Source organism: Acinetobacter sp. YH12069 (assembly GCF_013419675.1).
In the GTDB taxonomy this organism is placed as follows: domain Bacteria; phylum Pseudomonadota; class Gammaproteobacteria; order Pseudomonadales; family Moraxellaceae; genus Acinetobacter; species Acinetobacter amyesii.
The window spans coordinates 39,814-64,794 of the sequence record NZ_VOZS01000006.1 but is presented as its reverse complement, the minus strand read 5'-3'; the positions used below and the strand labels follow the sequence as shown (position 1 = coordinate 64,794).

Genomic DNA, 24,981 nt, shown 5'->3' with positions numbered 1-24,981 from the left:
TTTGTTAAATTGAAAATATATTAATGATTTCTGGTAACACTGTCATTAACAATTCGCGGAGTAACAAAAATCAGCAACTCATTTTTTGCATCGCTTTTTAGATCTTTACGGAATAAACGTCCCACATAAGGAATATCCCCCAAGAATGGCACTTTAGTTTGCTTACTTTGCGTTTCCTGATTAAAAATACCGCCGAGCACAACAGTTTCACCGTTGTTGACTAAGACATCGGTATTAATTTCATTTTTATTCAGGATAATTTCACCATTATTGGCATACCCTGCTGGTGAGTCGCTCTTAATATTCAGCTTCATTTGCACTTTACCATCTGGAGTGATGCTCGGTGTGACATCCAGACTCAATAGAGCTTCTTTAAACTCGGTAGAAGAAGTCGCATTTGAACCGGTACCCGTTGTGGTTTGATACGGAATTTCTTGACCTGATGCAACTTTGGCTTGTTGTTTATCCGCTGTCAGTACTTTTGGTGTGGAAATCACTTCACCATAACCATCCGCTTGTAAAGCAGAAAGCTCTAAATCCAACATAAAATCAGAAAGACTAATCAAACCAAACGCAATTCGACTCGCACCTGTAGTAGTCACACCTAAATCCACGTTTAAATTTTGAGGACGTTGAATGGTATATTTCCCATCATCATCCGGGGTTTTTAAGTCCCAAAGTGTGGTATCACTACCACCCACCAATAAATGGTCATTTTGGTTAATCCCTTGAGACAAGAGCCCCCATTTCACACCCATTTCTTTGGTAAAGTCTGTAGACGCTTTCACAATACGAGCTTCAACCATAACTTGCTTGACTGATACATCAAGCAAATCCACCATTTTACGAATTTGATCAATATTTTGCGCGGTATCATTGATAATCAGTGTATTTGTACGTGTATCTGCAGAAATTGTGCCTCGGGGACTTAATAAGTTGCCACGGTCCTCATCAGCATTATTACTATTAGACGAACCACTGTTCCCTGCTGTTTTAGACTGCGTAATCAGTTTCTCAATATCAGCTGCCTTAGCATAACTTAAAGTAAGATATTCTGTTTGAATGGGTGCTAACTTCATACTTTGACGTAAGGCTTTCGCTTCTTCTTCTTCCGCCTTAATCAACTCAGATACAGGCGCAATCCAAATCACATTACCGTTACGACGTTTATCCAAGTTCTTAGTTTTCAACACGATGTCTAGCGCTTGATCCCAAGGCACATCTTTCAAACGAAGTGTAATATTCCCTTGTACTGTATCAGCAGCAACCATATTGATTTCAGTGAAATCAGCCAAAAGTTGTAGCACGCGGCGTACTTCAATATCTTGGAAGTCTAATGAAATTTTCTTACCGGTATAATGATTTGCGGCTTTAGGACGTAATGGATTCTTATCTTCCGGACGTTTCAAACTCACCGTTAATTTATTATCGGTTTGATACGCCATATATTCATAGCTACCCGTCGACTGAATGGTAATTACACCATTACCTCCATCATTATGTGCGTCTACCGTTGCAACTGGGGTTGCAAAATCATTGACATTTAAACGTCGCGTCAAATGTGCAGGTACTTTATTACCTAAAGTACGAATCACCACTTTACTGCCTTGTTGCTGAACATCAACAGGGGTGTTTCCACCCAGTAAATCTACAACGACTTGACCTTCACCATTAGAACCACGATGGAAACCAATATTTGAGATGCCCTGTTGCTGACGTTGTGCTGTAGGCTGTATATAACTTGCAGCTTGTGCAGAATTAATTTTTAGAATGAAGGTATTACCTTCAACACGCGTGGTAAATGCACCCGCATTGGCTAAATTTACCGTTAAGCGCGCACGTTGTGCATCCGAACTCACATCCACAGTGCTCGCTTCAGCTGTTGCCACAGGAATTGAACTTTGCTTTAAATTTTGCTGTGCTTTATCAAAATCTAAGACTAGTCGTGATGGTTGATCGAGTTGATAAGCTTGTGGTTGCGGCGGCAAGCCATTAAACATCACGCGAATTTCAGTCCCTTGACCTGGAATTTGCATTGGTACCACATTGGTTACACTCACCTGAGCATTGGCAACTTGCATCATCGCCATTGCAACAGCCCCCATCGAAAACTGACGAAACACATGATTCATTGTATTGCCATCCCCAAAAATAAAATCTTGTACACTATTCTTCATTTTTATTCCTTTAAGCTTAAGGTGCTGGTCCAATTAATATGAGACTTCTAGGACGCTCTACATATCCTTCTCGCCCATCCGGAATAATCTCAATCAAATCAATTTGAGTCGGGGTAATATTTACCACTCGACCATGATTGAGCCCCATATAACTTCCACGTTGAATACGCTCAACTTCACCATCAGGTGTCTGAATCAAGGCTAATATTTGCCCAGATTGGTTACGCATACTACCCTTCATATTCAGGGTTTCGAGTGCATAACTCTCCAAAGGTTGAGGCTGACGGCTCAAGTTTGGATAAACACGCTTACCTGCCATGATTTTAAGTTCTGCTGCCAAGGAACTTGGCAAGAACGGACTTTTTAAAGAATGCGCCGCATAATTAAAAGTCTCGACAGGTACAAAATCTGGCGCAGGTTCAATCGCTAGTGGAGCTTGATTGCGTATATTTGCCATCTCTTGATTGACCACATCAATACGTGATTCACAACCAGCCAATACAAATCCAACCATCACAGAAAGTGCCAATTTATTCATTTTCATTTTGGAGCCTCCTGTGTGCTTGCTGAATCTGCAGCTTTCGCAGCACTTTCAGTATTTCCTTCGTAACGATATGTTTTCGCAGAAATGACATAATCAATTTTTGGAATATCTGAATTCTTTTCTTTATTTTCAGTTGCTGTAATCGTTAAATTATGCAAAGTCACAATCCGTGAAAGCCCTGCAATGCCACTAACAAATGAACCAAAGGCATGGTAATCACCTGTTGCTTCGATATGAATTGGCTGTTCCGTAAAGAATTCTTGCTTCACTTCAGGCTCAAGACGAATAATTTTAAATTTCAATCCAGAATTCACGCCTGTTAAGTTGATATCTTCAACCAAACCTGGAATTTCAGTTTCTTTCGGCAATTGTTCTAATTGTTGATTAAAACGTGCTTCCATATCCTGCAACTGCAATTGATATTGTTGCAAATTACGTAGTTTTGAATCTTTTTCACGAAATTCATTCAACAAATTTTGTTCTTGCGCATTGGCACTTGAAATGGCTTCAATCTTGCCTTTAATCGCCAAAAAATAGCCCAAAATTGCCACAAGGATAATGATAAAAATCCAGCAGGTAATTTTGACTGAAATTGGCCAACTACCATAATTGTTTGGATCTAGCGTATTGAACTGCTGTACAAACTTATCAAAAGTCATTTTCTTTTTCGGAATGACAACAGCATCTTGATTTAATTGTTCAAATTCATCACGACTCATTTTGCAGCCTCCGGAGTTGGTGTTGCTGCAGTTTGTGCGTCAGATGTTTGCGCCGATGAAGCTGACTGTCCTGCATTTGCTGCTGGATCATTAATGGTCGGCTGCGCAATTTGCTCCAAATCAGCAGTCACAGTAAATGCACCATAAGATTCTTCTACGCGAGGAACCACTGACGTCGGCGCTTTGTCTTTTTTCTCTTCAACCACAAGGAATGAGCTCATGAAGGCATTACGATACCAAGGTGATGCTTCCAAATTACGCAGTAAATCTGCAACAGTATTTGGACTTTCCGCACGCCCTTCGATCATAAATTTGTCGCCATTACGCTCAAATTTTGTGATGTACATATTGGCAGGTGTCACACGAACCAATTCATCTACAAGATGTACTGCGATTGGACGTTGACCTTGTAAGCCTTGAATCAACTTCATGCGTTCAATAATGGCATTACGCTGCTCTTGTAAACCATCCAAAGACTTTAATTGAACATCTAAATTTTGGTTATGACTGATAATCAATTGGTTCGCTTGTTCTTGATCTTTTAATTTGTGATCAAAGTACAACCATGTTAAACCAACCCCAATTACCCCAATTAAGAAAGCCCCAATACAAAGTGCAATAAATTCTTTTTTTCGTTTCTCTCTTAGCTCATCACGCCAAGGGAGCAAGTTAATTTTTGCCATTAATCAAAACTCCTCAATGCTAGACCGCATGCCACCATGAGTGATGAGGCATCATTTTCAATTTTTTTAATATCAATTTGAGGTGAAAAACCCATTTGTAAGAATGGATTGGCAATCGTGACGCGGTAACCCAATTTTTGTTGAAGTAGTTTTGCAAGCCCCGGAATATTGGCATTCCCCCCTGCCAATAAAATATGGTCAATTTCGTTGAACTGTGAAGATGAGAAGAAGAACTGTAAAGAACGCGCTGCTTGTTGAACGACAGCTTCTAAGAAAGGTTCTAAGACTTCAACATCATAGTCATCTGGCAAGGCACGTGTTTTTTTCGCACGACCCGCTTCTTCGAAAGACAATGCATAGCGATTTTGAATTTCCTGCGTCAATTGTTTGCCACCAAACACTTGCTCACGGGTATAAATCACTTTGTTATTCTGCATAACAGATAAGGTCGTCATACTATGACCAATATCTAAAATACCCACGGTATTTACACCCATTGGCAAAGTATCTGAGAAAACTTTAAATGCATTTTCAATTGCAAAGCTTTCTACATCACCAATTTTTGGTGTCAGACCCGCAAGCTGAATGACTTCCGCACGCGCTTCAACATTTTCAATACGCGTAGCGACAAGCAAAACATTGACACGATTTGGGTTGGACAGACGATCTGGCAAGACCTCAAAATCAAGGCTCGCTTCATCAAGTGGGAACGGAATATATTGCTCAGCATCATCACGAATCTGAATTTCACGTTCATCATCATTCATATCTGCATCCATTTCGATGATTTTTGTAATCACCATCGACGTTGGAACCGCCAAAGCTGCATTAGTGGTCTGCGTATTGGCCAAATTAATTGCGCGCTCTAAACAGTCACCGACAGCTTCCGGATTCAATATGTTCTTTTCAACAACACTTCCTTCTGGTAACGGGACCAAAGCATAGCTTTCTACCCAATACCGTCCACTTTTTACAGAAAGTTCCAAAACCTTAACAGAAGTCGAACTAATATCTACTCCTATTAACCCCTTATTTGGCTTACGATATAACCTGAGCACAATATAATTCCTATTATTTTTTTATCCCCAAAAAAATTAACCCACTAATTAGCATTGGTCTATAATTTTATACAGATACAATAACTCATCTAACAATCCGTATATCGAAAGGATATACTGACCACCAATTAGTTTGCCATTAGCTCTTATTAAAACTTACTTGTTATGAAAAAGCTATCTTGTTCAGGCCTTGTTCATCCATTTTTTTTGGCCATTATTATTATTTTGGTCGCAATTCCAATGGGTTTCTATGGCATGTATCTCTATATTGCCCCGTCTTTGCCTGAAATGTCCATCTTAAAAAAGGCTCCATTATTAAAACCATTACAGGTTTATAGTGCTGATAATGAGCTGATTGCAGAATATGGTGGCAAACTTTCGGTCCCTGTAGAGTACGACCAAATCCCGTCTCATTTCATTCATGGCTTTTTAGCTGCGGAAGATTCTTCGTTTTTTGAACACAGCGGCATTAGTTTCAAAGGATTGGGGCGTGCCGTCAGTGAAAGTATTACCGGTTCCGATGTGCAAACCGGTGGTTCAACCATTACCATGCAGGTTGCAAAAAACTATTATCTGACTCCAGAGCGTACTTTAAAACGTAAACTGACCGAAGTTTTCCTTGCTCGAAAAATTGAACAAAATCTAAGTAAAGAAGAAATTTTAACGCTGTATGTCAACAAAATCTTTTTAGGAAAAAATGCCTACGGGATCGCAGCAGCAGCAAAAATTTATTATAACAAGAGCCTGCAAGATTTAAGTTTGGCTCAAATGGCAATGATTTCAGGCTTACCTAAAGCACCTTCAAAATACAATCCTGTAGCCAACCCAAAACGTGCTTTAGAGCGTCGTAATTGGATTTTAGGCCGTATGTTGCAATTGGGGTATATCAATCAATCTGAATATCAAAAAGCGATTGCTGAACCGATTAATCTCGATATGCCTGACCGCGGGGTCAGCAACAAATTCCCCTACGTCGGGGAAATGGTTCGCTCTGAGCTCGTAGAAAAGCTTGGTGAACAAGCGACGGATTCTGGCTATAAAGTCTACACCACTATCAACAGCCAACGCCAAGCCTATGCTGAGCAGGCTGTACAAGAGGGTCTCGAAGCTTACGATAGACGACATGGTTGGCGTGGTGCAGAAGCACATGATGAACCCTTAAAAAACTTTATTCCATATGCCAACACCTATCCTGCCGAAGTAACCAAAGTCAACAACACCAGTATCGAAGTGTTGATGCAAGACGGCAGTAGTGTGACAGTTCCATGGTCAGGTTTATCTTGGGCACGCCCCTATCGCAATGCCAATAGTGTAAGCAATGCGCCTAGCAAAGCCTCTCAAATTGTAAAAGTAAAAGATATTATTCGCCTACGTCCGAATGCGGACAAAAGCTCATGGGCTTTGGTGCAAATTCCCAAAGCGCAAGGTCAATTAATTGCACTTAATCCCAATAATGGTGGTATTGAAGCCATTGTGGGTGGTTATAATTTTTATCAATCTAAATTTAACCGTGCTCTACAAGGCTGGCGTCAACCGGGTTCAACCATTAAACCCTTTGTTTATGCTTTAGCACTTGAACGTGGCATGACTCCGTATTCCATGGTCAATGACAATCCAATTACGATTGGCAAGTGGACGCCTAAAAACTCTGACGGTCGCTATTTAGGGATGATACCTCTACGCCGTGCCCTCTATTTATCACGTAACACAGTTTCAGTACGCTTATTACAAGTCGTCGGGATTGAACGTACTCGCCAATTATTTATGGATTTTGGCTTACAAGAAAACCAAATTCCACGTAACTACACCATTGCTTTAGGTACCCCACAGGTGTTGCCGATTCAAATGGCGACAGGTTATGCGACTTTTGCCAACGGTGGATATCGTATTCAACCCCATTTTATTAGCCGTATTGAAGATGCTTATGGCAAAGTCATTTATCAAGCCAATCCTGAATATGCATGTATTCAATGTATCAATCAAAAAGACGAAGTTGAATCAGCAGATCCGACCACGCCGGATGATGAAGTGATTGAAGTCACTAATCAGGATAATAAACCTGCTGAATCGAAAATTTCAGATACTGAAGCAGCAAACTATAAACAAGCTCAGCGAATTTTGAAGTCAAGTTCGGCCTTTGATATGGCGAACATCTTGCGTGACGTGATCCAACACGGTACAGGTCGTGCGGCATTAAAAATTGGTCGCGGTGATTTAGGTGGTAAAACCGGTACAACCAATGATGCAAAAGACGCGTGGTTTGCTGGATTTAATGGAAAATTAGTCACTGTGGCTTGGGTCGGTTTTGACCAACCCTCTACCTTAGGTCGTCGTGAATATGGTGGTGTTGCAGCTCTGCCGATTTGGTCAGATTTTATGGCGAAATCACTTAAAGGCACACCTGAAGCTTGGGTGCGTTTAGACACCCATGCCAAGAATCCAATCAACCGTAATTCGGCTAAAGCGACTCAAGGTCAACCTGAACAAGATCGTGCAGCAACGCCACCAATGGCTCAACCGCTGTATCGTCCTGCTCCTGTTGCACCGAAGCCTCAGGCTTCGCAAAATGATTTTGACGACCTTCCTGGGTCTACTGAAACCAATCTTGCACCGACTCGAACTGCGCCACCACCAATGCAGCCTAAACCACAAGGTGCAGAGCATAAAACGGACGCACTTGATCATCTCATCGATCAAGTTCAGTAAATACTGCATAAAAAAAGCCCTCAAACGAGGGCTTTTTTATCACTTCCAATGCATTATTTCTTTTTAAAGAGATAAATTTGATACTGCGCTTGCAACTCAAATTGTTCATTTTTTTCTAGAGCTTCTCGACGCTCAGCTTTCACTTTATAGGCATAAGGTGTCATTGCAATTAAGTTTTTGAGATCCTGCTGAGAAAGTGACATTTTCGCTTGTACCACTTGCTCACTTTCCAATTCAAAATCATTCGCCAGTTGTTCCACAAATTTATGCGGTTCATGTAGTTTTACTTCTTCAAACAGGGCTTCACGCATTGCATAAAGATGCTCTGGCGCAGGTGTAACCACCATCAAGTGCCCTTCAGGCTTTAATACGCGAAGGATTTCTTCTTTTGGAATAGGACTAAATAAACTCGTACACAAGTCAATCGAATGATCTAATACAGGTAAGGTTGCCCCTGTCCCAACCACCCAAGTCACCTCTTTATTCAGTTTAGCGGCCACTTGTACTGCATTTTTAGCAATATCGACACCCACACACTGTAATACTTCAGCTTGCATTGCATTGGTGTAATAGCCTTCACCACAGCCAATATCCAACAAGTTTTCAACACGTAACTTTTGAATCAAAGCCACTACTGCCTGTTGCAAAGGTGCATAGTGACCTGCACTTAAAAATGCTCGACGCGCCTGTACAGATTCAGGCGTATCACCCGGGTTTTTACTGTGTTTATGTTGAACCACATGTAAATTGACATAGCCTTGTTTTGCAACATCATAGCTATGATTATTTTCACAGCGCCATGTCCGCTCTGTGAGTTTCAATGCTTCACGGCATACAGGACACATCAACAGGTTCATCATTTACTCCACTATATTTTTGAAATAAAAAAACCGGCATCTGTGGGAGCAAATGCCGGTTTCGTTTATTTATTTGCTTAACGTAATTTTAAAGTCATTAGACCCAAAACTACCAGCATAATTGTGATAATCCAAAAACGAATCACCACCTGAGTTTCACGCCATCCCTTTTTCTCATAGTGATGGTGCAGCGGTGCCATTAAGAATACACGCTTGTTCCGCATACGCAGTGAGCCAATTTGCAAGAAAACAGAAATAGCTTCAACCACAAAGACACCGCCCATAATGGCAAAAACGATTTCTTGACGAACCATGACTGCGATCGTACCGAGCATCGCACCTAGAGATAAGGCACCGACATCACCCATAAACACTTGAGCAGGATGTGCGTTAAACCATAAGAATGCCAAACCAGCACCGATCATTGCCGCACAGATCACGACAAGTTCAGATGCGTATTTCACATAAGGGATATGTAAATAATCGGCAAAACGAACATCACCAGCCAGATAAGCAAATACACCTAAACCTGCGGCAACCAGAACGATTGGCATAATTGCTAGGCCATCTAAACCATCGGTTAAGTTCACAGCATTAGATGCACCGTTAATCACCAAATAAGTAAAGACAATAAAGCCAATACCGAGTGGAATAATAGACAACGGAATGCTAATTTCTTTAAAGAATGGAATCAGCAGATCCAACATATTTGAGGTATGTACTGGGTTTGCTTGCTGTGTCGCAATCACATAGAGCGCAATACCGGCGCCTAAAGATGCCACAGAAGTCCAAAAGAATTTCTTCTTCGCAGGTAGACCGGCATTATCTTTATAACGGATTTTAATCCAGTCATCGGCCCAGCCAACAGCACCAAAGATCACCATCACGCCAAGTACAATCCATACATAAGGGTTTGAAAGATCAGCCCAAAGTAAGGTTGAAATCCCAATAGACAGTAAAATCAACACACCGCCCATAGTCGGTGTGCCCATTTTTTTGGCATGATTTTCAGGTGCAAATGAACTGACTGCCTGACCATATTTGAGAGCTTGCAATTTGCGGATCATCACAGGTCCAAGCAACAGACCAATGGCCAATGCCGTTAAGACACTGAGTAGCGAACGAAGCGTTAAATAACGAACAACCTGAAACGAGCTGTGATAACCCGCAAGCTGCTCAAATAACCATAACAGCATTAAAGTTTCTCCATCAATTCAGCCATCAAAGTTTCCATGTGGGTATAACGAGAACCTTTAAACAGGAAACTCATGGACTGAGGCTGATGTGTTTTGACTAGACTAATTAATAACGGTAAAGCCTGTTCTTGAGTAAGAAAGGCCTGTAATTTTTTACCATATTGTGTACTGCGCGCGCCTTCTTGCACAGCAGGTGAAAACTCACCGACAGCAACGACAAATTGAAGACCAGAGTGTGAGACAAGATCACGTCCCAACATGTAGTGCTGCTGTGCAGCAGATGAACCTAACTCACCAATATCCCCAATGACCATGACTTTGATGCCATCTTGCTGCGCAAGTACATCAGCAGCAGCACGCATTGAGGTTGGATTTGCATTGTAAGTATCATCAATAAACAAATAATCTTTATGCTGAATAAAGTTTAGACGGCCTTTGGCACCTGTCGCATGTTCAAGCCCCACAACGATATCATCTAAACTCACACCAATCGATAATGCGAAAGCTGCGGCTGCAGTGGCATTTTGCACATTATGTTCACCAGCAAATGGCAGTTGAACAGGACGTGCACCTTGTGGCGTATTTAAGATAAAACGTGAAGATTGAGCCTGAAGCTCCGTCTCAGTCGCAAAGACATCCCCACCCTGACCAAAACTCATTACTTGCTCAGTTTGCACAGCTTGACGAATGGCATCTGTAAAATCATCTGCCGCAGGCACAATCGAAGTTCCTGTTTTCGCTATATGTACATAAATTTCAGACTTGGCACGACAGATGCCATCACGTCCACCAAACTCACCCATATGAGCGGTGCCAATATTTAAAATTCCGGCAACCTGAGGCTGTACCAAATTTGAGGTGTAATCAATTTCACCTTTATGACTGGCACCAAGCTCCATCACGGCATACTGATGTTCTGGACGCAACTCAAGTAACATCATCGGCACACCAAGGTCATTATTTAAATTACCGCGCGTAATTAACGTTGGTGCAAGACGAGAAAGGATACTCCCGAGCATCTCTTTGGTTGTGGTTTTACCACTGCTTCCTGTCAAGGCAATCACTTTTAAGGTTGGGTTTTGGGCACGACGAAATGCACCTAAATGTCCAAGTGCTAAACGTGTATCTGCAACCACCAACTGATAAATATCCACATCGACCGGATGACTGACAATGGCAATTTCACAACCCTTTTCAGCCACTTGAGCAAGGAAGTCATGCGCATCAAAGCGTTCACCTTTCAGGGCAAGAAAAGCATCTCCTTGCTCTGCATGACGTGAATCGGTCAAAATTCGTTTCACAGGAGCTGTCGGCGCTTGATTATTATGCCAGTGCCCTTGTGTCGCTTGAACCAACTGTTCGGCAGTCCAAGGTTCTAACGGAACCGTACTGGTCGTTGAAGTATGCATATCTGTTTCCTATTGCGCTGGATAAGCCGAGTCAGTGTTGTGATGCTGTGAATCAATCGCTGATTTCACCTCCACCACATCATCAAACCAATGTCGAACACCATCAATTTCTTGATAGTTTTCATGGCCTTTACCAGCAATCACCACAATATCACCCGCTTGCGCATGGTTGACTGCGAATTTAATCGCTTCACGGCGGTCATGGATTTCATGGACAGTTTTTCCAGTGAAATCAATACCAGCCTTCATATCTGCAAAAATTTGTTCTGGGTTTTCAGTACGTGGATTATCTGAGGTAATCAACGCAACATCTGCATGGTTTAATGCCGCTTGAGTCATCAATGGACGTTTACCACGGTCACGATCACCGCCACAACCGAACACTGCCCATAACTGTTGCGATACATGACGTTTTAAGGTCTGTAACACTTGAATCAAGGCATCTGGTGTATGTGCATAATCCACTACAAACAAGCGTTCATCATCACGGATCACTTGCATACGGCCCGGTGCACCTTTTAATTCGGGCGCAGTTGCGATCAAGGCAGATAAATCAAAACCTGCTTGCTCCGCTGAAATTAAGCTGGCCACAATATTTTCAATATTGAAGTGCCCCAATAATGGACTTTGCACCACAAATTCAGCTTGAGCAGTACGCAATTTAAATTGTGCGCCCGTTAAGCTGTATTGAATATCGGTCACTTGATAATCCGCAGCCTGACGCGTTGAATAAGTCAAAATTTTAGGCTGAGCCGGATTTTGACGTGCAGCATTCATCATCACTTCGGCATGTTCATCATCGAGATTGATGACTGCAACTTTGAGCGATGGAAACTGAAATAAACGTGATTTCGCTTCAGCATAGGCTTGAAGGGTTTTATGATAATCCAAATGGTCACGACTTAAATTGCTATAAGCGGCAATTTCAATAGCACAACCATTTAATCGACCTTGTTCTAATCCATGCGAACTTGCCTCAATGGCAGCAAACTCTGCTTCTTCAAGTGCATAGGTATGCAACGCATTTTGCATATGCAACGCATCTAAAGTGGTGTGAGAAGAGGCTTCTAAATTCGGTAAAATTCCGTTCCCGGTAGTTCCCATCACTGCACATTTTTTGCCTTGCAGCATGAGTAATTCAGCGATTAAGCGTGAGATCGTGGTTTTACCATTGGTACCCGTCACTGCCAAAATTCGTGCAGCTTGAACCGGTTGAGTCGCCTGTAAATATTGCTTTTGCCACTGCCCCATCAATTGACGCACATCAGCGATTACGACACTTTGATCCAAGCCCAAATCAGTTTCGGAAATAACTGCCAACGCACCATTTTCTAACGCTGTACATGCAAATTGTGCTGTTTTTTCAGGTTGCGAAAACGAAGTCAGGGCAATAAATATTTGCCCTGCTGTAACTTTGCGACTATCCAGATTGAAGCCTTGAAAGGATTGCGACATCCATTCAGCGGGCTGTTCAACGGTGTATAGATCTTGAAACGTAATTTTCATTCATCACCTATTACTGGATCTTAGGAGTGTCTAAAGGTTTATCTAAAGGTACGTTCATTAAACGTAAAGATTCTTGCATTACACGAGCAAAAACGGGTGCAGCCACCAGACCACCGTAATACTGACCTGTTGGGTTTTCCACCACAACAATCATGGCCAAACGTGGATCACTCACTGGTGCGACACCAGCAAAGAGTGCACGATATTCTGAAGTCGAATAACCTTTACGGTCTGCACGTAATTTATGTGCTGTACCAGTTTTACCCGCCACGCGATAACCCGGAATATTGGCTTGACGTGCCGTACCACCCGGTAAGGTCACCGCTTCCATCATTAAAAGCACTTGATCAGCAATTTTAGGGTCAATCATCTGCTCACCTTTCGGCTTTTCCTCAAGCTTGTACAAGCTCAGTGGCATTTTGACGCCTTTGTTGGCAATCATGGCATAAGCATCCGCCAGTTGGAGCACTGTAGCGTTCAAACCATAACCATAAGCCATGGTTGCAACTTCAGACACATTCCATTTGCTCTTCGGCAAAATCAGACCAGCACTTTCGCCGGGGAATTTCACGGCTGAACGTTGACCAAAGCCAAGACGTTGATAGAAGGTCGGTAATGTTTCATAAGGGAGAGATAAAGCGATTTTTGCCACACCGACGTTAGACGATTTTTGAATAATGCCGCCCAAAGTCAGAGGGCCATAGTTATGCGTGTCTCGAATAGTATGATTCCCAACGCGCATTGAACCTGGTGTGGTATTTACCACCGTATTTGCCGTGTATTTGCCGCTTTCCAACGCCATTGCCACGGTCATTGGCTTCATGGTTGAACCTGGCTCAAAAGAGTCAATCGCACCACGGTTACGCATGGCATCTTTATTTAAGACACCTTTTTTATCATTCGGGTTGTACGACGGCCAAGACGTCATCGCTAAAATTTCACCTGTTTTGACATCCACGGCAATCGCGGTTGCAGAACGTGCGTTATTGGCTACGCCGGCTGCAGTCAACTCACGATACATAATGTATTGCAAACGTGAATCAATACTCAGCGTGATATTTTCACCCGACTCAACTTCTTTCACGATCTCAGGGTCTTTAACGCGGTTGCCTTTTTTATCTCGGACAATTTGCTGCGCACCATCTACGCCTGCAAGACGTTCATTCAATTGCATCTCTAAACCTTCGATGCCCATACCCTCACTATTGGTTAAACCAATAATTTGTGAGTTTGGCTGAGGCTGTGGATAGTAGCGCTTATAGTTTTTCTCGGTATATACCCCCTGAAAGTCACGTTTCATGATCAATTCAGCTTGTTGTGGTGGCACTTCTTTCTTTAAAACTAAATAACGTGAACGTGGACGCTCATTCATTTTGCGTCTCAGTTCAGCACGATCCATCCCTACAGCATCAGCGAGTTCATCTAAATTCAGATTTTTATCTGGTAATTGACGTTTTAACTTACGATTGTTTGGATCTTTAGCCAATTCGGCCGTAATTTCTTCAAAGAGTTTTTTATTGTCAAAATAATCACGTGGATCGATCACGATTTTCATGATCGGAGTACTAATGGCTAAAGGAACGCCGTGACGGTCATAGATTACACCGCGCATGGCTTTTAAGGTTTCAGTTCTTAAAATTTTGGCATTGGCTTTATTTTGTAAAAAGTCTTTATTGATGATTTGTACATAAAAAGCCCGCCCGACCAATGCAATAAAGCACAGTAAAACCACCGCCCACATCAAGTGATAGCGCCACATCTCCACCGAAATGGCTGTACGACCAGTAACAGACTGCTGTTTTTTACGCGGAGTTTGTTTGTTTCTCTTTTCAACCATGTGACCGGCAGCCTATTTTTTCTGTTCTGGAGTTTGTGGCAATGAAATAACAACGGTTTGTGCAATAGGAGGAGAATACATCCGTAATTGGGTAACTGCACGTGTCCCAATTTGGGCTGTTGCACCAAAGGTTTGTTGTTCGATCAGCAAACGTCCCCATTCTGCGTTGAGGTCATCCCTTTCACGCATATAGGTACTCAATTGACGATAATCTTGGCGATATTCAAAGACTTGAAACACCACCATAATCGCACTCACAAAAACCAAGAGCAATAAAATGCCGTATGTAATGATTTTCTTTGACTGCGATTGATCAGAGTTTTTTTCGATTGCTTCGGTTTTCATTCTTTGCCTTTTAAGCTAAACGCTCTGCCACACGAAGCCAAGCACTACGAGATCGTGGATTGGCTTTAACTTCTTCTTCACTTGCTTTAATTCGTGACACTTTTTTTAAGCGGCGGGTATCTTCGCGTTTTTGTGGTAAACCCCAGCCTGTGTCTTCTGCAAGTGTAGATTCTTTTTGAATAAATTGTTTAATTAAACGATCCTCTAAAGAGTGGAAACTGATCACTGCCAGAGCGCCTTCAGGTTTCAGCATCTCCACCGCTTGAGGTAAGAAGATATCAATATCGTCGAGTTCTTTGTTAATAGCAATACGAATTGCTTGGAAAGTTCGTGTCGCTGCATGTTTATTTTTTTCCCATTTCGGGTGGGCAACTTTCACGATTTCGGCCAATTGAGCTGTGGTTTCAATATACCCTGCCGCTTTAATCGCTTTGGCAATACGGCGGCTATAACGCTCTTCACCATATTTAAAAATAATATTGGCCAAATCTTCTTCTTCAATATCAACCAACCACTCTGCGGCTGTTGGACCTTGTGAATTGTCCATACGCATATCGAGTGGGCCATCTTTCATAAAGCTAAAGCCACGCTCTGCTTGGTCTAGCTGCGGAGATGACACCCCTAAATCCGCCATAATACCGTCTACCAAGTCGATACCACGACTACGCAGTTCCTCTTTTAAATCGGCAAAACTAGCGTGAATGATTTTAAAACGCGCATCTTCTTGTTCTAATTCTGCTGCAACAGCCAACGCTTGCGGGTCTTTATCAAAGGCATAAACACGTGCGTTTTCATCTAATTTAGACAGTAATAAACGCGTATGACCACCACGCCCAAATGTACCATCTACGAAAATTCCTGTATTGCGATCTGCCAGTAAAGCATCAACAGTTTCATGAAGTAATACAGAAATATGCGACATAAGGGTTCGTTCAACACAGCTAAAAATGTAACTGCACATTATTACCTTGTTTTAGCAAAGCTCCAAACGTCTTTTTGTACAGAAATATTACTTTCCATAGAGAAAACCGTTTTTATTTTTTGCCATCCATTAAAAAACCTCCCGAAGGAGGTCCTTGTACATCTCAAATCATAGATTTCGATGCATTAACGCTTGTTATTGTAGATCTGATCGAAGATCGCACCATTCACAAAATGTGTTTGTTGTGCTTTTGCCCAGCCACCAAAGACTTCATCAATAGTAAAAGTTTTTAAAGGTGGGAATTGAGTTTTATATTTTGCTAAAACTGCTGCATTACGTGGGCGGTAAAAATGACGAGCTGCCATCTCTTGACCTAATGGAGAATAAAGATAATTGATATAGCCTTGAGCTAACCATTTATTACCATTTTTATCGACAGTTTTGTCTACGATTGCCACTGAAGGCTCAGTCAAAATCGACATCGATGGATATACGATATCAAATTTGTTTTTACCCAAAGTTTTTTGCGTAACTAAAGCTTCGTTTTCCCAAGTCAATAACACATCACCAATACCACGTTCTGCAAATGTAGTCATCGATGCACGTGCCGCAGAGTCCATTACTTTTACGTTATGGTACATCTTACCCACGAAATCTTTGGCTTTCGCTTCATTACCACCCGGCTGTTTCAAAGCATAACCCCAAGCTGACAAGTAAACCCAACGTGGGAGACCGCCAGTTTTCGGGTTTGGGGTAATAATTTGTACGCCTGGTTTGGTTAAATCAGACCAATCTTTAATATGTTTCGGGTTGCCCTTACGCACCATGAAGACAATCGTTGAAGTATATGGCGCTGAGTTATGTGGAAACTCTTTTTGCCAACCCGGCTGAATCTGACCAGACTTTACAATTTCTTCGATGTCATTGGCCAAGGCCAAAGTCACGACATCACCTTTTAAACCGTCTACTACAGAACGGGCTTGTTTACCTGAACCACCATGTGATTGTTTAAATGCAACCGTTTTACCCGTACGCTCTTTCCAATATGCGCCAAATGACTTATTAAATTCGTCATAAAATTCACGCGTTGCATCATAAGAAACGTTTAAAAATTCACGATCAGCGGCCTGAGCAGACGCTGAGAAAGCAACACCAGTGGCAAGCAATGCAGCACTGAGCCACGCCTTAAATTGAGTTTTCATAACAGCCAGCATAAAGTTATATTCAATACTGCTAAATATATGAAATAAAGTCATAAATCGCAATTGCAGCGTGTTTAAACGTCTTGCTGGATACAGCTAACGCAGCGAATTTAATTGTTTGTTTTTCATATTAAAATACACAAAAACAATCTACTTATTCCCTATATATAGATTTTTATGCATTACATATGCAAAAAAACGGATAACCCCAATTATCCGTTTTTACACCAATCAACTTTATTTGCAGACTTACTCTTTATTCTTTTCACTATAGATTTGATCGAAAATCGCACCATTCACAAAATGTGTCTTTTGCGCTTTTGCCCAACCTCCAAACACTTTATCAATGGTAAAGGTTTGAACTTTCGGGAATTGAGCAGCGTATTTTGCTGTGGCTTTTGCATCGCGAGGGCGGAAGAAATATTTACCTGCCAGCTCTTGGCCCTTAGGTGAATATAGATAGTTTAAATAACCCTTCGCCAAATTTCGATTACCATTTTTGTCGACGGTTTTATCTACTACAGCCACCGAAGGTTCAGCTAAAATCGAAATAGACGGATAAACAATGTCATATTTATCTTTGCCTAGGCCCTGAGTCGCTAATAGTGCCTCATTTTCCCAAGATAGTAAGACATCTCCAATGCCACGCTCAGCAAAGGTCGTGAGCGAACCACGTGCACCAGAATCCAATACTTTGACATTGCTATAGAGTTTTTTCACCAATTCTTTGGCTTTGGCCTCATTTCCACCCGGTTGTTTTTAAAGCATATCCCCAAGCTGATAAATAGATCCAACGCGGTGCCCCACCTGTTTTTGGATTTGGCGTAATAATTTCAACACCCGGTTTGGTCAGGTCATTCCAATCTTTAATTTTTTTCGGGTTGCCCTTACGCACCAAAAATACGATGGTTGAGGTATACGGTGCAGAATTATGCGGAAATTGTTTTTGCCAATTTTTCTTGATTTGTCCGGTCGCCACAATTTCATCAATATCATTGGCCAATGCCAAAGTGACAACGTCTCCTTGCAAACCTGTTGCCACTGCACGAGCTTGCTTCCCAGAGCCACCGTGAGATTGTTTAAAGTTAATCTCTTGTCCTGTACGTTTTTTCCAATATTGTCCAAATTCTTGGTTATATTCCTGATAAAACTCACGTGTTGGGTCATAAGAAACATTTAAGAAATCTTTTGCGGCATACACCTGTACCGCCACCCCACCCAACAAAGCGAAAATGCCCGATGCTATTATTTTTTTCATCTGCTCAAACTCAAATTGATATCGAGAGCACTATATAAATCAAAAATAACTTTAACAATCAACTATCTATAATACAAATTCAAATCTATTTCTGTTTTAAAGATATCTAAAAATAACGTATTTAAAGCTTTAATTCTGCTAATACAGCAACAATCAGAAGCGATCTCCATGCTATCTTCATAGTTGTTTGCTAAAACATCCGAAAATCTGGAGAAAACAGTCTATTTAGGTAATCCTAGTACAGACTTTTTTAGTTTTTTTGTAAAAATTGTGACGTAGTTCTACTTTTTAATTACGAAAGATGGTTAAATCGTAGTCTAAATATTAAAACTATTTTGCAAATAAAAAGTTCCATCACCAAAACTAGGGGGAGATTTGGACATGAAATTTTCATACGCACTATGCCTAGGCTTAAGTTTAAGCGTGACTGCACAGACTGGATTTTGTGCTGCAACCAGCACCGCATCGAATAACAAACTTACGATGCCTGCTGAACGTACCTCATTGATCGAAAAAGCGATTAATCAGCAAAAATCTGAAGGTAAAGGCCGTACAGACGATAATTTAAAAGTACTTACGTCTATTAAAGCTGCACCGACTCAAAGTTTCTTTGCATCACAAAACCAAAGTTTTTCTCGTTTTGTTCAAGCCATTTTCTCTGGTAGCAACTCATAACGACATCAGTATATTGATGCTGCCCAAGCTATTGTTTTAGACCAGTTCCCCCACTGTCGTCTAAAAAACACTAAAAACGCCTGATCATTCAATGTTGAATTAAGCATTAAGTGATCAGGCTTTTTCGTTATAATAGATCCCAATTTACATTCTGATTAAAAGCTGATTATGACTGTTCGTACTCGTATCGCACCTTCTCCTACTGGTTTCCCGCATGTTGGGACTGCTTATATTGCATTGTTTAACTTATGTTTTGCGAAGCAACATGGCGGTGAATTTATTCTTCGTATTGAAGATACAGACCAACTGCGCTCTACCCCAGAATCTGAAAAAATGATTTTAGATTCATTGCGTTGGTTAGGTTTGAACTGGTCAGAAGGTCCAGATGTGGGTGGCCCTCATGCGCCATACCGTCAATCTGAACGTATGGACATTTATAAACAATATGCGTTGGAACTGGTTGAAAAAGGTCATGCATTCTACTGCTTCGCAACAGCAGAAGAACTCGATCAAATGCGTGCGGAACAACAAGCGCGTGGTGAATCACCGCGTTACGACGGACGTGGCTTAAAACACACTGCGGAAGAAGTGGCGCAGCGTTTGGCTGCTGGTGAACCGCATGTCATTCGTATGAAAGTGCCTGAAGAAGGGATTTGTAAATTTAACGATTTACTGCGTGGCGAAGTCGAAATTCCTTGGGCGCAAGTCGACATGCAAATTCTACTGAAAACCGATGGTTTACCGACGTATCACTTGGCAAACGTAGTTGATGACCATTTAATGGAAATCACTCACGTGATTCGTGGTGAAGAATGGATTCCCTCTGCGCCTAAACACCAATTATTGTACAAATATTTTGGTTGGGACATGCCGGTGCTTTGCCACATGCCGCTGTTACGTAACCCAGATAAATCAAAACTGTCTAAACGTAAAAACCCAACATCAATTAACTACTACAAAGACATCGGCGTTTTACCAGAAGCCTTGTTGAACTACTTAGGCCGCATGGGCTGGTCAATGCCGGATGAAAGTGAAAAATTCACTTTGGCTGAAATGATTGAACACTTTGACATTCAACGTGTATCACTAGGCGGTCCAATCTTTGATGTTGAAAAGCTAAACTGGTTAAATGGTCAATGGATTAAAGGTTTAACACCGGGTCAATTGCTCGATACCCTACTGGCTTGGAAATCAGATCGTAATACCTTGGAAGAAATTGCTGCTGCGATTCAACCACGTATTAATTTATTGTCTGAAGCAGTGAATTGGGCAGGTTTTTATTTCAACCAATTCCCAACACTCAGCAAAGAACAGTTTGAAAGCAAAAAATTGACTGAAGAACAAGTTCGTCAAAGCCTTCAATTTGCCATTTGGCGTCTAGAAAGCATGTTCACTTGGAACAATGACACTGTCAGCCAAACGCTTATGGATTTGGCGAACCAAATGGACATTAAACTTCGTGACTTCATGCCAACCTTCTTTATTGCTATTGCTGGTTCGACATCTTCGACACCGGTTATGCAATCGATGGTAACCATTGGTCCTGATTTAACCTTTGCTCGCTTACGTCATGCGCTTGAAATTGTGGGCGGTCCGAGTAAAAAAGAAACAAAAGCATGGGAAAAACTCAATGAAAGCCTAAAACTGCCGAAAAATGATGCAGTTGATGAAGCTTAATTGATTTTTTAGTTGACGGATGGGCGTTATCCCCCTAATATAGCGCCCATACCGAGAGATGGTGTCAACCAACTCTAAGTTGCCTCAAATTGTCCCTATCGTCTAGAGGCCTAGGACATCGCCCTTTCACGGCGGTAACCGGGGTTCGAATCCCCGTAGGGACGCCATATTCAAGGTGATGCAAATCATCTTATAAAAAACCCAAGCATTATGACTTGGGTTTTTTATTGCCTAAATTTTATCTGATTTAAATTTACGGTATTTTTGCTTTCTGCGTCATTCTGATTAAAATAAACCATAGATTAAAATTATGGAGTTGCAATGCAATACCGTTGCCCTAAATGTCAAAGCCCTAAAATTATGCCTCTTGCGCAAGCAGGCCAGCCTGTTGCTCGTCCTGTCGTGCCTAAAAGCCTGATTATCCTCATCCCTGCGGTATTTATTCTTTTACTGTTGGTGATTATCAGCATCGCAATGTGGATTTTTGGCGACGGTGCAGGCACTACATTACAAACTGCGACTGTTGTTGTATTTATTGCTTGCTTGATTGCAGGCTTCATGTTCTACCGCGACCTGCCAGATTTTAAAATTTCAATGCAAGGTTTTATGCAATCACAGAAAAAATGGAAATGCCGCGAATGTAATCATGAGTGGGAAATCTAAGCCGGCCATTTAAATTACATCAGCATTAGTGCTGATGTGATTCATCATGAGAATGCGCGTGATCATCTTGATGATACCCATGTGCATGATCAGACTTTTGGGTATGTTGATGTACCACACATTCATCTTCTTCGATTTGTAATGTCATCTCCGTGATTCCATGTTCATGTTGCAACATTTCAATCGCCTCAAAATACAAGGCATTACGATCGGCTTCAGGTGCAAAGAGATGAACTGTCAAATGCACATTCTTTGATGTTATTGCCCAGACCTTTAACTGGTGAATACTCTCTACCCCATTGAGTGCCAATAAATCATTGCGTAACTTTTCTATGTCAATTTCTTCAGGCACGCCTTCTAATAAAATATTGATACTTTGTTTGAGTAAAATCCAAGTCCTTGGTAAAACCCAAAAGCCAATGAGCACCGCAATTAGTGTATCGACCCACATCCAGCCCGTAAAATAAATAATCGCTGCACCAATAATTACACCAATCGAACCTAGGGCATCACTCAACACTTCTAGATACGCCCCCTTCACATTCAAGCTTTCTTGTGAACTGGAAAATAAAATACGCATCGAGATTAAGTTAATGATCAAACCAATAACTGCGACCATCATCATGCCCATACTTTGAATTTCCGGCGGCGTTGAAAAGCGCTGATAGGCCTCATACAAAATATATATTGCAACTACAAATAACATCAAGGCATTAAACAAGGCAGCCAAAATCTCAAAACGCTGATAGCCAAAGGTGCGTTTGTTGTCAGCAGGAAGCTTGCCAATTTTAATCGCGACTAATGCTATAGCAAGGGCTGCGGCATCGGTGAACATATGTGCCGCATCTGACAATAGCGCCAAACTTTGCGTCATAAATCCTGCAATGACTTCAATAATCAAAAACGTCGTGGTCAGTGCTAAGGCAAAACTTAATTTTTTGACATTCCCTTCCGTCACAACGGCATGGCTGTGGTCATGCCCATGATGCTCACTCATTATTTTCTGACCTTTATAAATTATATATTCTTCAGTCTTGAGCTTAACAGGTGCAGTAAACGTAATAAAATTACATCATTCAACCTTCAGTATTACGTTTTACTTTCAAGCTTAAAAACTGCTTTTTCAGCATCCTCTTTCAATTTATTCAAATTAATTTTTCGCGATCTAGATGACTGAAATTACTTATAAATATTTTTCAAGAACTATTCACATATCATGACAAGCATGCTAATTTTCATCTTAAGTGTGATCTGTTTAAAACAATTAAATCATTCATCGCAGCGCACGAATGACTGCAATTAATATTTTTATTAATCAAGTGGTTATATTTAGCAACAAGGAGTTTAACAATGATGATACAAGCTCTGAAAAAAATCTATGCACTGTTGTCACAACAGATGAATCCAAAGTTGCAAGGAATGCACCTTTCGATTACAGAAGCCGAGGGTGATTACGCCCAAGGGACTTATTTTGAAATTCTTGCGGCTCAACACCATCAAGACTTTCTCAGTCACCATACTATGGATTCAGCAGACCAATCCCCTACTGACTATCGCAATGCCATGTGGAATTTCTTAAGTGCCGCATTAAAAGGTCATAAAGATGCCCAATATCGCTTAGGTCTCGGTTATTTACATGGAGAACTCGGCTTAGACCGCAATTATGAACTTGCAGAGCTTTGGCTCAGTAAAGCGGCTGCACAAGGCCATGAACAAGCAGACTACGTCTTACATCATGCCTATGAAGACATTGTTGTATAGTCATTGCTTCTCACGCAATAAAAAACCAGCCCGCAGGCTGGTTTTTTATTTTAAAACTGGAACTTAGTTACCAATTTTGCGGTATTTTTGACGCTTTGCAACAAGGTCATCACCATCACGTTTACGACGGTATTCTTCAAATTCATGGTAGTTACCCGTGAAGAATTCAGGGGTTTCACCTTCAAATGACAAGATGTGCGTTGCAATACGGTCGAGGAACCAACGGTCATGCGAGATCACCATGACAGTACCTGGGAATACCAGAATAGCATCTTCAAGCGCACGTAAAGTTTCAATATCCAAGTCGTTTGACGGTTCATCGAGTAAGATGACGTTTGCACCCATTTGCAGGATTTTCGCAAGTTGTAAACGGTTACGTTCACCACCTGACAATTGACCTACACGTTTTTGCTGATCTTGACCTTTGAAGTTAAAGCGACCGATATACGCACGAGATGCGATTTCGTATTCACCAATTTTCAAGATATCTAAACCGCCAGAAACTTCTTCCCAAACAGTTTTGTTGTCATCTAAGGTGTCACGAATCTGACCAACATAAGCCACTTTAACAGACTCACCCAGTGTAACTGTACCTGTATCTGGTTGTTGTTCGCCTGTCATCATACGGAATAATGTGGTTTTACCCGCACCGTTTTCGCCCACGATACCTACAATTGCAGCAGGTGGTACAACGAATGATAAATCTTTATAAAGCGTGCGATCACCAAACGACTTGCTGATACCTTCAACTTCTACAACTTTGTTACCTAGACGTGGACCAGGTGGAATATAGATTTCAGACGTTTCGTTACGCTGTTGGAATTCGCGTGAGTTAAGCTCTTCAAAACGCTCCATACGCGCTTTGTTTTTCTTTTGCTGACCTTTAGCATTTGAACGAACCCATTCAAGTTCTTTTTTCAATGCTTTAGCAAAAGATTCTTCTTGCTTCTGTTCTTGCTCTAAACGGGCATTTTTCTGCTCTAACCAAGAAGAGTAGTTGCCTTGGTATGGAATACCCATGCCGCGGTCAAGCTCAAGAATCCACTCTGCCACGTTATCCAAGAAGTAACGGTCATGGGTAATCGCAACGATCGTACCTGGGAAGTCTTTCAAGAAACGTTCCAACCATGATACTGATGAAGCATCCAAATGGTTCGTTGGCTCATCTAGAAGCAACATGTCTGGTTTAGACAATAACAAACGGCAAAGTGCAACACGACGGCGCTCACCACCAGACAACTTAGATACATCTGCATCCCAAGCTGGAAGGTTCAACGCTGCAGCAGCCTGATCCATTTGGTTCACAATATTATGTGCATCCCATGAATGGATAATGGCTTCTAACTTCTCTTGTTCTTTTGCAAGTGCATCAAAGTCAGCATCTTCTGCTGCATATTCTGCAAACACTTCATCAAGACGCGCCAAAGCATCTAACGGCTCACGTAAACCGTCTTCAACGTTACCACGAACGTCTTTGCTTTCATCCAATGGCGGCTCTTGTTCAAGGTAACCAATTTTGATACCCGGTTGAGCACGTGCTTCACCTGAGAAATCTTTATCTACGCCCGCCATAATACGAAGCAAGGTAGATTTACCTGCACCGTTTAGACCAAGCACACCAATTTTTGCGCCTGGGAAAAATGATAAAGAGATGTCTTTCAGGATTTCGCGCTTAGGCGGAACCATCTTCGACACACGGTTCATCGTGTAAATATATTGGGCCACTTAGGACTCCTCAATAGTCAAAACATATACGGAACAACACAAAGTTGCCCCTGCTCAATTG

At 41.6% G+C, this 24,981-nt stretch carries 20 protein-coding genes, 1 tRNA gene and 1 pseudogene; 6 read left to right on the top strand and 16 right to left on the bottom strand.

What is annotated here, in order from left to right; translation table 11 throughout:
- Window positions 1-20: 20 nt before the first annotated feature.
- The 5 genes from pilQ to FTU16_RS05290 all read right to left on the bottom strand — a co-directional run bounded on the left by pilQ (window position 21) and on the right by FTU16_RS05290 (window position 5,181).
- Window positions 21-2,132 (bottom strand): type IV pilus secretin PilQ, encoded by a 2,112-nt coding sequence (gene pilQ, locus FTU16_RS05310; RefSeq protein ID WP_171525864.1) that lies wholly within the window; start codon window positions 2,130-2,132, stop codon window positions 21-23.
- 61 nt (window positions 2,133-2,193) lie between these two features.
- The gene (locus FTU16_RS05305) at window positions 2,194-2,721 is read right to left on the bottom strand and encodes a pilus assembly protein PilP (RefSeq protein WP_078192530.1); all 528 of its coding nucleotides are present in this window, start codon (window positions 2,719-2,721) and stop codon (window positions 2,194-2,196) included.
- Window positions 2,718-3,440, bottom strand: coding sequence for a type 4a pilus biogenesis protein PilO (locus FTU16_RS05300; protein WP_078189381.1), 723 nt, complete (start codon window positions 3,438-3,440; stop codon window positions 2,718-2,720). The genes FTU16_RS05305 and FTU16_RS05300 overlap by 4 nt, the downstream gene beginning before the upstream one ends.
- Window positions 3,437-4,123 (bottom strand): PilN domain-containing protein, encoded by a 687-nt coding sequence (locus FTU16_RS05295; RefSeq protein ID WP_180162852.1) that lies wholly within the window; start codon window positions 4,121-4,123, stop codon window positions 3,437-3,439. The genes FTU16_RS05300 and FTU16_RS05295 overlap by 4 nt, the downstream gene beginning before the upstream one ends.
- Window positions 4,123-5,181, bottom strand: a complete 1,059-nt coding sequence (locus FTU16_RS05290; protein ID WP_078189383.1) for a pilus assembly protein PilM — start codon at window positions 5,179-5,181, stop codon at window positions 4,123-4,125. Before FTU16_RS05290 ends, FTU16_RS05295 begins: the two co-directional genes overlap by 1 nt.
- A 165-nt stretch (window positions 5,182-5,346) precedes the next feature.
- Between FTU16_RS05290 and ponA the strand changes: the two genes are divergently transcribed.
- Window positions 5,347-7,887: a penicillin-binding protein PBP1a gene (ponA, locus tag FTU16_RS05285; RefSeq protein WP_180162851.1), complete on the top strand. Its 2,541-nt coding sequence runs from the start codon at window positions 5,347-5,349 to the stop codon at window positions 7,885-7,887.
- A 53-nt stretch (window positions 7,888-7,940) separates the two neighbouring features.
- On the opposite strand, the gene FTU16_RS05280 is transcribed toward ponA, so the two are convergent.
- From FTU16_RS05280 to FTU16_RS05240, 9 genes and pseudogenes are all read right to left on the bottom strand, one after another.
- Window positions 7,941-8,744, bottom strand: a complete 804-nt coding sequence (locus tag FTU16_RS05280; RefSeq protein ID WP_180162905.1) for a putative RNA methyltransferase — start codon at window positions 8,742-8,744, stop codon at window positions 7,941-7,943.
- A gap of 77 nt (window positions 8,745-8,821) precedes the next feature.
- Window positions 8,822-9,940: a phospho-N-acetylmuramoyl-pentapeptide-transferase gene (gene mraY, locus FTU16_RS05275; protein ID WP_078189386.1), complete on the bottom strand. Its 1,119-nt coding sequence runs from the start codon at window positions 9,938-9,940 to the stop codon at window positions 8,822-8,824.
- Window positions 9,940-11,349 carry a UDP-N-acetylmuramoyl-tripeptide--D-alanyl-D-alanine ligase gene (gene murF / locus FTU16_RS05270; RefSeq protein ID WP_180162850.1) on the bottom strand — a complete coding sequence of 470 codons (1,410 nt, stop codon included), beginning with the start codon at window positions 11,347-11,349 and terminating at the stop codon, window positions 9,940-9,942. Before murF ends, mraY begins: the two co-directional genes overlap by 1 nt.
- Before the next feature lie 9 nt (window positions 11,350-11,358).
- On the bottom strand, window positions 11,359-12,855 hold the full coding sequence (locus tag FTU16_RS05265) for a UDP-N-acetylmuramoyl-L-alanyl-D-glutamate--2,6-diaminopimelate ligase (RefSeq protein ID WP_180162849.1): 1,497 nt from the start codon (window positions 12,853-12,855) through the stop codon (window positions 11,359-11,361).
- A gap of 10 nt (window positions 12,856-12,865) precedes the next feature.
- A complete protein-coding gene (ftsI, locus tag FTU16_RS05260) occupies window positions 12,866-14,692 on the bottom strand; it encodes a penicillin-binding protein PBP3 (protein WP_180092196.1) in 1,827 nt (608 codons plus the stop codon).
- Between the two features lie 12 nt (window positions 14,693-14,704).
- Window positions 14,705-15,037 carry a cell division protein FtsL gene (gene ftsL, locus FTU16_RS05255; RefSeq protein ID WP_078189390.1) on the bottom strand — a complete coding sequence of 111 codons (333 nt, stop codon included), beginning with the start codon at window positions 15,035-15,037 and terminating at the stop codon, window positions 14,705-14,707.
- 10 nt (window positions 15,038-15,047) lie between these two features.
- Entirely contained in the window at window positions 15,048-15,959 is a 912-nt protein-coding gene (rsmH, locus tag FTU16_RS05250; RefSeq protein ID WP_180162848.1) for a 16S rRNA (cytosine(1402)-N(4))-methyltransferase RsmH, read from the bottom strand.
- A 185-nt stretch (window positions 15,960-16,144) separates the two neighbouring features.
- Window positions 16,145-17,161 carry a sulfate ABC transporter substrate-binding protein gene (locus FTU16_RS05245; RefSeq protein ID WP_078192855.1) on the bottom strand — a complete coding sequence of 339 codons (1,017 nt, stop codon included), beginning with the start codon at window positions 17,159-17,161 and terminating at the stop codon, window positions 16,145-16,147.
- Between the two features lie 249 nt (window positions 17,162-17,410).
- Window positions 17,411-18,419: pseudogene (locus tag FTU16_RS05240) on the bottom strand (sulfate ABC transporter substrate-binding protein).
- Window positions 18,420-18,800: 381 nt separating this feature from the next.
- Here FTU16_RS05240 and FTU16_RS05235 point away from each other — a divergent pair.
- The 4 genes from FTU16_RS05235 (at window position 18,801) to FTU16_RS05220 (ending at window position 21,434) form a co-directional block, all read left to right on the top strand.
- Window positions 18,801-19,094: a hypothetical protein gene (locus FTU16_RS05235; protein ID WP_078192541.1), complete on the top strand. Its 294-nt coding sequence runs from the start codon at window positions 18,801-18,803 to the stop codon at window positions 19,092-19,094.
- A gap of 168 nt (window positions 19,095-19,262) precedes the next feature.
- Window positions 19,263-20,771, top strand: a complete 1,509-nt coding sequence (gene gltX / locus FTU16_RS05230; RefSeq protein ID WP_168378189.1) for a glutamate--tRNA ligase — start codon at window positions 19,263-19,265, stop codon at window positions 20,769-20,771.
- A gap of 91 nt (window positions 20,772-20,862) precedes the next feature.
- Window positions 20,863-20,938 (top strand) — tRNA-Glu (locus FTU16_RS05225).
- Between the two features lie 154 nt (window positions 20,939-21,092).
- The gene (locus FTU16_RS05220) at window positions 21,093-21,434 is read left to right on the top strand and encodes a hypothetical protein (RefSeq protein ID WP_078189395.1); all 342 of its coding nucleotides are present in this window, start codon (window positions 21,093-21,095) and stop codon (window positions 21,432-21,434) included.
- Between the two features lie 25 nt (window positions 21,435-21,459).
- Here the strand turns inward: FTU16_RS05220 and FTU16_RS05215 are convergent, their stop codons facing one another.
- On the bottom strand, window positions 21,460-22,431 hold the full coding sequence (locus FTU16_RS05215) for a cation diffusion facilitator family transporter (protein WP_180162847.1): 972 nt from the start codon (window positions 22,429-22,431) through the stop codon (window positions 21,460-21,462).
- A gap of 353 nt (window positions 22,432-22,784) precedes the next feature.
- On the opposite strand from FTU16_RS05215, the gene FTU16_RS05210 reads away from it, so the two are divergent.
- Entirely contained in the window at window positions 22,785-23,195 is a 411-nt protein-coding gene (locus tag FTU16_RS05210) for a tetratricopeptide repeat protein (protein ID WP_180088901.1), read from the top strand.
- 63 nt (window positions 23,196-23,258) lie between these two features.
- Here FTU16_RS05210 and ettA read toward each other — a convergent pair whose 3' ends face one another.
- A complete protein-coding gene (gene ettA / locus FTU16_RS05205) occupies window positions 23,259-24,920 on the bottom strand; it encodes an energy-dependent translational throttle protein EttA (protein WP_180042172.1) in 1,662 nt (553 codons plus the stop codon).
- Window positions 24,921-24,981: the final 61 nt, after the last annotated feature.